Source organism: Microcoleus sp. S13_B4 (assembly GCF_036700885.1).
GTDB lineage: Bacteria > Cyanobacteriota > Cyanobacteriia > Cyanobacteriales > Microcoleaceae > Microcoleus.
Genome location: NZ_JAUBPU010000007.1, coordinates 1 through 11,006, shown reverse-complemented (window position 1 = coordinate 11,006; position 11,006 = coordinate 1). Strand labels below are relative to the sequence as shown.

Sequence of the window (11,006 nt, the reverse complement as noted above, 5' to 3'; positions counted from 1 at the left end):
ACAACTCCGACTCCGACAACTCCGACTCCAACCACTCCGACTCCAACCACTCCGACTCCGACAACTCCGACTCCGACAACTCCGACTCCAACAACTCCGACTCCAACAACTCCGACTCCGACAACTCCGACTCCAACAACTCCGACTCCGACAACTCCGACGCCAACCACTCCAACTCCAACAACTCCGACTCCGACAACTCCGACGCCAACCACTCCAACTCCAACCACTCCGACTCCGACAACTCCGACTCCGACAACTCCGACTCCAACCACTCCGACTCCAACCACTCCGACTCCGACAACTCCGACTCCGACAACTCCGACTCCGACAACTCCGACTCCAACCACTCCGGCTCCAACCACTCCGACACCTGCGGAAACTTCTACTCCGACGCCGACTGCTGCTGAAAATCCGACGCCGACGCCAACTCCGACTCCTGCGGAAACTCCGACGCCGACTCCACCGACGCCAACTCCGACTCCTGCGGAAACTCCGACGCCGACTCCACCGACGCCTGCGGAAACTTCTACTCCGACGCCGACTGCTGCTGAAAATCCGACGCCAACACCAACGCCAACGCCTGCGGAAACTCCGACCCCAACACCGACGCCAACTCCAACACCTGGGGAAACTCCGAACCCAACACCGACGCCAACGCCAACACCGACGCCTGCGGAAACTCCGACGCCAACACCGACGCCAACACCATCAGTATCTGTTGTTACAACAGGAAGTGATACTGATTGCATTTGCAATACTATTGAGTATCCAACAGTCGATCGCCCAAACCAAGCTGACAAGATTATCAACGGCAATGGTAGCGGTGAAATTCAGTTTGGCACACCGGAAAATGATGCTTTTTACGGCAGTCCAAATCCGAATATTTTCGATGCGGATTTAGGCGATGACAACCTCTACGGCGGTGAAGCAGACGACATCCTTTACGGCAACCGAGGCAATGATTTCATTGAGGGCAACCACGGAGATGATATTCTTTTTGGCGGCAAGAATAATGACATCATTCTTGGCGGTGAAGGCGAAGATATCATCTTCGGAAATCGCGGCAATGATTCAATAAATGGTAAAGAAGACGACGACTTAATTTTTGGCGATGAAGGTGCTGATTTTATCGACGGCGGCAAAGGCAGCGATATCGCATTTGGAGGCAAGGGAAATGATATAATCTTCGGCAGCGAAGGGGAGGATTCTCTCTACGGCAATTTGGGTGATGATACCCTCTGCGGAGGTGCTGGCAATGATTGTCTGACTGGAGGTGCGGGCAATGATTTGCTAGACGGGTGCGATGGAAATGATACTTTCTTTGGTGGCCAAGGTAATGATACTTTGATTGGCGGTTTGGGGGAAGATTGTCTAATTGGAGGTGCTGGGAGCGATCGCTTTTTACTGTCTGCCAATTCTGGTATCGATATTATTGCCGATTTTGAAGCGGGAAAAGATTTGCTGATACTAGCTAAGGGCTTGACATTCGAGCAATTAACTCTTACTGAAAATAGCGGTGCAACATTCATTCAGTTTGTGCAAACAGGAGAAATTATTGCTGCTTTAAACGGAGTTTCGGCTAGCAGAATAAGCGCCAGCGATTTCAATTTAATTTAAACAGGCTGACCACTGATGCACGTCGGCAACAAACGGTGTCCCGGAAGTATACTTTTTGTGCCGATCGAGCATCTCCTACCTGACACACCCTACCGCAACTTTCTCTTTCTCCTCTAACTCTGTGCCCTCTGCGGTTAAAAACTTTAATTCTTATATGAATTAAAGCATTTTTTCCAGAAATTGCTTGGCGCGATCGCACTTCGGGTTGCTAAAAAACTCCTGCGGCGGCACATCTTCCGCCACCTTTCCGCCATCGAGAAACAATATCCGGTGGGCGACTTCCCGCGCAAAACCCATTTCGTGAGTTACAATTGCCATTGTAATTCCCGTTTTCGTCAAAGCTTTCATCACATCTAACACTTCTTTAACCATTTCAGGATCGAGTGCAGAAGTCGGTTCGTCCATCAACAAAATTTCCGGTTCCATAGCCAAACAGCGGGCGATCGCCACCCGCTGTTTTTGTCCCCCCGAAAGCTTAGAAGGATAAACGTCCGCCTTATCTGACAAACCCACTTTTTCTAGCAATTCTAACCCCTTTAGACGCGCCTCATCCTTAGCCACCTGCTTCACCTTTACAGGCGCATACATCACATTTTGCAGTACAGTCATGTGCGGGAACAAGTGGAAATGCTGAAAAACCATCCCCACTTTCTGGCGGATTTTCAGAATATCTGCTTTCGGCAGAGTAATATCCACTCCGTCAATGTATATGTGTCCAGAAGTCGGAATTTCCAGTAAATTCAAACACCGCAAAAAAGTAGACTTGCCGCACCCCGAAGGGCCGATAATGGCAATCACTTCTCCTTTATGAATCTCAGTAGTTATCTCGCGCAAAACCTTCAGATTGCCAAAAGATTTATACAGGCGATCGACCTTAACTGCTACTTTGGAGTCTACGTTCGAGTACATTGGCCCCCCAAGTTAAACTAAGCACCATCAAATAATAAATTGCGCCGACAAATATCAAAGGTTCAAAGTAAATATACTTTTCTGCTCCCACAATTGTAGCGCGGCGCAGCAAGTCTTCTACGCCTATTACTGAAACTAAAGCTGAATCCTTCAGCAAAGCAATACTTTCATTCACCAATGCAGGCAAAATATTTTTCAACGCTTGCGGCAAGATAATATCGCCCATCATCAGTTTGTATGGAACGCCAAGGGATTCTGCGGCTTCTTTTTGACCTTTATCTACGGCTTGAATTCCGGCGCGGATTGTTTCGGAAATATAAGCCCCAGAATTCAGGAAAAAAGTAATGACGCCAGCTTGCAGCGCCGATATATTATAGCCCGTAAGCTGCGGCGTGGCAAAATAAACTAAAGTCAACTGCAAAATTAGCGGTGTTCCGCGAAAAATTGAGGTATAAGCAGTGGCAAACCAGAACAGCGGTTTAATGCTAGAAATCTTAAACAGAGACAGGACGATTCCCCAGATAAATCCGAGAAATGCCGACAGCAAGGTAAAAGTTAGCGTTACCCAAATCCCGGACAAAATATAAGGCAAACTCGGCAAGATTTTGCCAAAATCTAACCCGAACTTGGGCGCTACCGCAGGCTGATTTGCTTGAGCAGGTTCTTGCGGAATCGGTCGAGAAAACCACTTAGTAGCTAGTTCCTTAATTTGACCGCTGGCTTTCATTTGCTGGAGGACTCGGTTGAATTCTGGAACTAATCTGGAATTTTTCGGAAAGGCGATCGCCGAACCGCTTTCTTCCGTATTCGGGATTGTGTTAAATTCCAAGTCCGGGTTCGCTGCGGCATAACCCGTAGCGACAGTATCCTCGATCACTCCCGCCGCGAGGCGGTTCGATTTAATTTCTTGAATGATGTCAGGAATCCTATTGAGAGCAGCCAGTTGCACACCGGCCATTTTTTTCACAGCTTCCTGCTGAATGCTTCCGAGTTGAACGCCTACTTTTTTCCCGGCTAAATCTTCAGCTTTGGTCAAATTGCTGCCTTTATTGGCGACAATTGTATTTTGAGCTTTGTAGTAAAGGTCAGAAAAAGCAACATTTTTTTTCCTTTCTGCTGTGGGCGTCATTCCAGCCATCACAAAATCGGCTCGGCCCGCCTGCAAAGCGGGAATTAATCCGTTAAAATCCATGCCAATTATTTTCAGATCGTAGCCTAATTTTTTAGTAATATATTTGGCAATATCGATGTCAAAACCGATGATTTCGTTGCCGCTAACAGCCGTATCTTTAAATTCATAGGGCGGGTAGTCTGGGGAAGTCGCGAGTGTTAAAGTCTTGTTGGCTTGGGCGTAGCTGGCGATCGCAATTAAACAAAAGGCGATCGCGATCGCCGCCCCCAGCATTGATTTTAATTTTAAACGTTTCATATCGAACATTGTCCTAAAAAATTCCCTCGCCCACAAAATATACCACAAATCGGAATCAAGTCACCTTTGTAAAGGAAGATATATTCCTGGACGCATGGGTTGCGAGAAACCGGGTTTTATGGACAGAAAAATTGCATAATTAGCCTTTAACAAGGGTAAAAAACCCGGTTATAAAGGTATTAATGCGCCCAGGGCTAGAAATAGATAATTGTGCTACCAACTTATATTTAAAAAATGTCCGAAATGCACCAATTTTTACATTTTAGAAAGTAAAGCTTGTCCGCACAACTCCCACCAATGTTGTACCGTTGTCCTATAGCAAGTCTATTTGAGTCATGAATGTAGAACAACCTGAAACGCTTGTGATGATTGAATCGATTGTTTACAAATCAAATGGTTTTGCTATATAGCATTTCTCAGAAATATGAGGTATGATATAACTGACTTGAACGGAGTGAAAAATATACAAACCTAAAATGTTATGCAGCTCTAATTAAATGGAGCGCTATTCGAGCAGTAGTCCCTCGCCCCAGAGCAGTCACTCGAATGACAACTATCAAGAATTTTAGCAAGTATCACACAGTAAAAATGAAAACTTATTCTCTTGATTTTAGACAAAAAATTCTGGACGTGTACCATAATGAACCGCTGTCACAAAGAGCAATAGCCAACCGTTTTTGTGTAGCTCTAAGTTTTGTCCAAAAAATAATTAAACAGTATCGTGAGACCCAAAATATTGCTCCTCGAACTGAGCGATGCGGAGTCAAATTAAAACTGAATGCAGAGCAACTGCTGATTTTAGCGGAATTGATTGAAGAAAATAATGATGCAACTCTCGAAGAACTCCGTTATTTACTGTACCAAAAAATTGGTTTTACCATCAGCGTAGCAACGATGGGAAGAATGGCAAAACTCTTAAACATGACATTAAAAAAAAAACTCTTTTCCCGTCAGACAAAGGCACTGACAGAGTTCAGAATCTGCGATACGAGTTCTGGCAAAAAATCCGAGAAGTTTGTTTAAAAGACTTAGTATTCATTGATGAATCAGGAGTCAACTTGGCAATGGTTAGGTTATATGCTAGGTATGCAAAAATGTTCAAGGGCTAGGGGACAAAAACCAAATAAACGGGGGGAAAATGTCTCCATAATTGGAGCCATATCGGTCAATGAAGTCCTAACATCCGTCAATTTAACAGGTACAACTGATACAATTACATTTGAGGCTTTTATTAAGCTGTTCATCATTTAAATTTTCGAGGCTATCTAAGCCAGTAAAGGGTTTCAACCTCTGAAACACGCATTTTAAATGCACAACAGCTTATCCGAAAGCTAGTACCAAAACTCTGGAAAGGTGCTTGTGTAGTGATGGATAATTGTACTATTCATACCGGAGAAGAAATAGAAAAAGCCATCAAAAAGAAAGGGGCAAAATTAATATACTTGTCGCCCTATTCGCCAGACTTCTCGCCAATTGAACATTTATGGTCAAAACTCAAAAACATTCTCCGTTCTATCAAGACGACTAATTATCGAGAATTAGCAAAAGCGATAGAGTTTGCCTTCAATCAAGTTACATTATCCGATATGAGGAATTGGTTTACTCACTGCTGTTATTGTACCTCATCTTTCTAAGAAACGCTATAGTTGCGATCGGTATTTGTAATCATCCAGCATATTCCATTTGTGGAACACGGTATTCAGCAGATCAGAGCAAAAGCTGATTGGGCGCGCGTTCCTTACGATTTGTTGGAACTGATCTCGAATCGGATTGTGAATGAGGTTAAGGGGGTGAACCGGGTGGTTTACGATATTACTTCTAAGCCGCCGGGAACGATCGAGTGGGAGTGATACCATTGTTGATTATTGATTTTCGATTTGGATAGATGCCGTCTGTAAGTCCTGTGTTAATTACAGGACTTACACAGAAAATTTATAGTCTAAGAGTCAACTGTCAACTGTCAACTGTGTTGAATAGTGTTGCAAAAATGCTTGCAGTTCTGTCCGTCCTTGTTGGGTAATTGAGTTGTAGAAGACTTCTTTTTGTCCATTGGGAGTGTAGAAACGATAAAAGCGTCGATCTCGATCGATTGGTCGCAGGTATACTAAGGGAACGCCAACAGATGCAAGGAGTCGGGCTTTTTTGCGATCGCGCTCCTGCACCTCTGGGCGATCGTGCCAATGAGATTGACATTCTATCACCAGTTTGGCTTTGCGACTAGCACCACAGCCGCGTTCCATCAAGGCGATATCGACTCTGGAACTCACCCAAAATTTCCAAAGTTCAATGGGAAGACGGGTGAAAGTTTCTCGACGAGAACAGATCATTTCTAGGGGAACTTGGGGACAGTAACGGAAGCAATCGCCTAAAATCATCTCTAGAATATCGATAGCGATCGTTTCTAACTCGTTGATGATTTCTCCGCTTTGGAATTGCGGAAAGATTTGCAGCGAATCATCATCGCTGTTGAAGTCGAACTCGTCTGAATAGTTGTAAGTGCAAGTCATTGATATAAATTTGAACTCGATACTTTGAGGTTATCGAGATAAAGTTGTATAGTCCAGAGACAGTAAGTGCAGTTAGCAAGATTCTTAACTGCACTTATCTGCACTCTCCAATAATCCGTCCAGTTTGCTAAAGTAAAGAAGATGACTAGCACAACAACTTTCAGCAGCCAATGACAGCAACTAGCAAGAGAAGAAGAGGTTTTCTCCCCAATAGAGAAGGGTTAGCAATTTTAGAAGCGAGGAGACTGGAAAAGGGTTATACCCATGACTCGCTTGCACAAGCAGCAGGACTCAATGGTGACGATCAGGTTAGAAGGCTGTTTAATCCGCACTGGGACTACAAGGTACAAAGAGATGCCATAGAAAAAATTGCTGCGATTCTAGAACTGCAACCCACTAAGTTTATTGAAGATTGGCTTCCCAAGTCTAGAGATTCTAAACAAAAACAAACACCTATAGACGTAACTAATATTGATTGGCGGAAAGTCTGCTTAGTCATGCTAGATCGGCAGCAAAAAGAACAGCGAATTAGGCGTAAGGCAACTGAAAAGGGATTTGAAATCAATGTTTTTGTACCGCTAGGTTTAATCGAACGGAAACAGCAGCAGCGTCGCAGTGGCAATGTGCCTATGGAACTGGTGCATCAATTAGAACCGGAAGTTGTTACCCGAATTTACGAGCATGATGAATTCATGACTGACGTTATTGGACAAAACCCTACTGGAAAAAATCAGCATATTGCTATTGTCGGCGAACCAGGAGCAGGAAAGACAACGCTGTTAGATAAAATCGCCACTCACATTCAGGAAAATAATCAAGATTTGCCGATTTGCATTGCGCTGGCAAGTTTGCAAGGAAAGACACTGAAAGACTATATCCTTCAGGAATGGTTACCGGAAGCTATTTCTCTGGGTTATCCCGATATTGATGTAGAGATGTTTCATGAAAAATCTCTACAAAAACGGTTGCGTCAAGGTGGAGTGTGGCTATTACTCGATGGTGTCGATGAAATGGCTGTAGGGGCGAACAGTTGTTTGTCCCTAGAGGAAATCAGAAACCAGCTTACTGATTGGTTGGGTAATGTGCGAGTTGTTTTGACCTGTCGAACCAATGTTTGGGATGCCCGTCTCAACAATCCCCTCACAGGTTTTGATACTTACAAAACTCAGGAGTTTAAACCAGAGCAAGTAGATGATTTTATTCAGCAGTGGTTTGCTGAAGCAAAAAATATTCAACTGGGGCAGGAGTTACAGAGAAAGCTGCAAGAACCGCAAAAAGAACGCATCCGCCAACTCATAAAAAATCCGCTTCGCTTATCTCTACTGTGTCAAATATTCAGTAAGAATCAGCAATCCGACTTACCAGAAACAAAAGCCGAACTATATCAACACTTTGTTCGCTATTTCTATGAGTGGAAACCATCCCAAACGGTTATTGATTGGGCGACTCAACCAGGTTTGCGAGAAGAATTACATCAAGCCCTCGGTCGTTTGTCTATAGCAGGATTGGATAGCGATGCTAGATTTCGGTTGCCACTGAGTTTAATTCAGCAAGAAATGGGCGATAGGCTGTTTAAATTAGCCTGGGATCTCAGTTGGCTGAATTTGGTAGATCTAGAAGCTGCAACAGATGAACCTGTTTACGCATTCTTTCATCCTACATTCCAGGAATATTTTGCATCTTTAGTAATTGATTATAAATTTTTCATGGAGCGCTATCGAATCTTTGAAACTCAATGGCTAGAACCAGCTATATTATGGTTAGAAAACTCCCAAATCTCAGCAGTACAAAAGAAAGAATTGAACGACACAATAACGAATCTTAAGGAAGACAAATGGAAAAATCTGTATCGGCTTAAGCTTCTACCATTAAATATAGTTTACTCGTGTCAATCTGGCGACATACATTTTATTAGTGAATCGGTGTATTTGGTTTGCTTGGATGATAATCCACAAATACAACAATACAAATTAATGTTTCCTGGTTATGAGGAATTCATCATAGAATCTTTAAAATATTACGCTCCCAAAGAAGCCTGTGATATTATAAGTCAAGTCGTCATAAATAATACTGATTTAGATCTATACGAACTATCTCTATATAGGCTTTTAGAAGTTTTATTTAAAATCAACCCGGAGCATGAATGCTTAAAAGTATTAATCCCTAAATTATTAAAAGATGATAATGAGGGACGTGCCATAGAAGTGGCAAAAATAGCTTTAAAACATGATAATTTCAAGCAAGTTGCCGTCGATTTTTTAGTGAATGCTTTATCGAACGAGGATGAGCAATACGAAAGACAAAATTTTGATGTCGTTAAGATTTTAATGGATTCTAAGATTTTGGACAAAGTGGTTATTGGTAAGTTAACATCATTTTTAAATAGTCAAGATTCTATGATTCAATCGCTAGGTATTTCACATTTAGACAAACTCAGTCTAAATCATAACGCTTTAGTCAACAATCAAGAAGTATTGGATGCTTTGATTAATTTCATAAATAAAAATCGAGACAATCAAATAAGTATTATTCCTGCTGTTAGTATAATCAAGAGATTTGATATTGATATTTCAAAAGTCAACAAAGCAATGATTGATTTGTTATATACCTCACAATATCCAGTGCTTATTATGTCTTTGTTTGACTATTTAGAAGCACAAGGTTTTATTGGAGAAATTATTAATAAATTAATCCAATTAATTGCAAATGAAGAAGACACATATGAATCTCTAGCTTATGCTCAAATGTTAGTAATGAGAAGCTTGAGCTATCCAAAAATTTTCGAGAAGCCGTCAATCCTTAAAAAATTGATTTGTTTGGTAGAAGTAAAAATCGACTTTTACTATGTTTTAATACAAATTTTTTCTCAAACTACAACAATGTATGAGCGTTTTAAAATAGTAGGCTACCAAAGTAGCAAAGACAAGACATTCATTGATTATATAAGTTTATTGATAGAGAACTATCTGAATAAAAATATAAGCGAGGAGTTAAATTCAACCACAAGTAATGATACAGACAACATAGAAGATTATTTCATGGAAAAACAATATGTTGAATTTGTTTCACTAATTAGCGATGCCGAAAAATTAAACTTTACAAATTTGATGCAAAATCATTTTACGGGAAAATTATATATAGGGGATGAAATTGCGATCGCCAAAATCAAACAAACTAATTTTGAAGTCATCGATAAAATAATTGAAATAATCAAAACAAATAAAGAGCATATATTGCGCCATTTTTGTATTCAAATCTTGCTCAAAATTGAAACATTATCAAAACAATCGATTGTTGATAAATTAGTAAGCTTAACCGTCAATTTAAAAGACCGTCAACTTCAATGGTTTCTTGCCGCCGAATTAAAACAAATTACTCACAAAGCACAACTGCAAAGGCTAGTTTTTGGTCTAAAGGATTATGTAGAAGATGCAGTTGCTAAGTTGGACACGGAGTTATATATAATTGCTCATTCAGTGCTGTGGCATTGTGCTAATCACTTGAGTTATACGGAATTTTATGACGCTTGTTGCGTTCAACCATCCTGTACTGACTTAGAGGGATTTGAAAACATCTCTATTGCTAACTCTTCTACTCCTCAACTCCTCCTCAACAAAGTTGAGCAATCTTCAGTTCTTCAGTCGGCGGTTTCCCATAATGAAGAACTCAATCAAGCAGTACAACTGATTTGTATTGATGGTAGCGAATTTAACCCTCCAGATAATCCTGCCACTGATATCTATATCCAAATGGTAGAGCAAGGTTGTCCAGAACGACAAGAAGGAACACCCACAACTATGCCACTGCTCAAAGCCTATTGGCGACTGAATTTGAGAAACCTAGAAAAACCAGTGGCGTTGGTGTTCTACAACTCTAAAATCGATCGCGAATTCAGCGAAACTTTTCTAACTGCACTGAGTGCTTTTGGAGGCACGATCGCAATTATCACCGATCGACAATGCGACAATGTAAAACGCATTTCTCCTAACCATCCGAATCTCATCGATGCAGTTTTGAAATGGCTGCATCGATCGATTTTGGAGGCTTGAATTTTGATTTTGGCAGAAGGCGATCGCTTTTTCACCAACTCAGGCGCGATCGCACTCACTCCCCCAAATCCAACTCGCTCGAAACATTTCTTCATCTTTCTCTGAATTAAGAAAATCGTCCGCTAAAACAGAGTAGGAGAATTTCCGCTACGCTCGAGAGTAGATAGGCTAGCACCAGATAAAATAAAGTAAAAATTCCCTCCGCACTACCCGTTGAGATGGCTGCGAGTTCTCGGTTCAAAAGTGGAGATTTTGCTACCTTGGCATTTGCGCGGGGAAATGGCTACAGAAATTCAAAATACTTGGAATTTATACAAATAGAAAGACAGAAATCGACGACAGCCGATCGATCTATTGTGGAAAACTTGCCGATTCCTGTGGAAAACCCCCCTTTTCCTGTGGAAAACGGCTACTAATACCAATTCACTATGAAGGTACACTAAATGTAGGCTAAAAGTAGAGGAGATGCAATATGGCCAACAAATTTAAGGT

7 protein-coding genes and 2 pseudogenes are annotated in these 11,006 nt (G+C 41.7%); 6 read left to right on the top strand and 3 right to left on the bottom strand.

Annotated features, from left to right (window positions below; genetic code table 11):
• The coding region (locus QT994_RS06410; protein WP_333172659.1) for a calcium-binding protein at window positions 1-1,620 on the top strand (1,620 nt) is incomplete at its 5' end.
• 159 nt (window positions 1,621-1,779) lie between these two features.
• On the opposite strand, the gene QT994_RS06405 is transcribed toward QT994_RS06410, so the two are convergent.
• Both QT994_RS06405 and QT994_RS06400 read right to left on the bottom strand, forming a co-directional pair.
• The gene (locus tag QT994_RS06405) at window positions 1,780-2,529 is read right to left on the bottom strand and encodes an amino acid ABC transporter ATP-binding protein (RefSeq protein WP_333172657.1); all 750 of its coding nucleotides are present in this window, start codon (window positions 2,527-2,529) and stop codon (window positions 1,780-1,782) included.
• Window positions 2,495-3,958 (bottom strand): ABC transporter substrate-binding protein/permease, encoded by a 1,464-nt coding sequence (locus tag QT994_RS06400; RefSeq protein ID WP_333172655.1) that lies wholly within the window; start codon window positions 3,956-3,958, stop codon window positions 2,495-2,497. Before QT994_RS06400 ends, QT994_RS06405 begins: the two co-directional genes overlap by 35 nt.
• A 588-nt stretch (window positions 3,959-4,546) precedes the next feature.
• Here QT994_RS06400 and QT994_RS06395 point away from each other — a divergent pair.
• A pseudogene (locus QT994_RS06395) lies at window positions 4,547-5,592 on the top strand (transposase).
• Between the two features lie 84 nt (window positions 5,593-5,676).
• A pseudogene (locus QT994_RS06390) lies at window positions 5,677-5,808 on the top strand (GMP synthase (glutamine-hydrolyzing)); the annotation flags it as partial.
• A 96-nt stretch (window positions 5,809-5,904) separates the two neighbouring features.
• On the opposite strand, the gene QT994_RS06385 reads toward QT994_RS06390, so the two are convergent.
• Window positions 5,905-6,465, bottom strand: coding sequence for a DUF2726 domain-containing protein (locus QT994_RS06385; protein ID WP_333172652.1), 561 nt, complete (start codon window positions 6,463-6,465; stop codon window positions 5,905-5,907).
• A 170-nt stretch (window positions 6,466-6,635) separates the two neighbouring features.
• Between QT994_RS06385 and QT994_RS06380 the strand changes: the two genes are divergently transcribed.
• The 3 genes from QT994_RS06380 to QT994_RS06370 all read left to right on the top strand — a co-directional run bounded on the left by QT994_RS06380 (window position 6,636) and on the right by QT994_RS06370 (window position 10,930).
• Complete coding sequence (locus tag QT994_RS06380) at window positions 6,636-10,514, top strand: NACHT C-terminal alpha/beta 1 domain-containing protein (RefSeq protein WP_333172650.1); 3,879 nt, start codon at window positions 6,636-6,638, stop codon at window positions 10,512-10,514.
• The gene (locus QT994_RS06375; RefSeq protein ID WP_333172648.1) at window positions 10,484-10,624 is read left to right on the top strand and encodes a hypothetical protein; all 141 of its coding nucleotides are present in this window, start codon (window positions 10,484-10,486) and stop codon (window positions 10,622-10,624) included. The genes QT994_RS06380 and QT994_RS06375 overlap by 31 nt, the downstream gene beginning before the upstream one ends.
• 108 nt (window positions 10,625-10,732) lie before the next feature.
• Window positions 10,733-10,930: a hypothetical protein gene (locus QT994_RS06370; RefSeq protein WP_333172646.1), complete on the top strand. Its 198-nt coding sequence runs from the start codon at window positions 10,733-10,735 to the stop codon at window positions 10,928-10,930.
• Window positions 10,931-11,006: the final 76 nt, after the last annotated feature.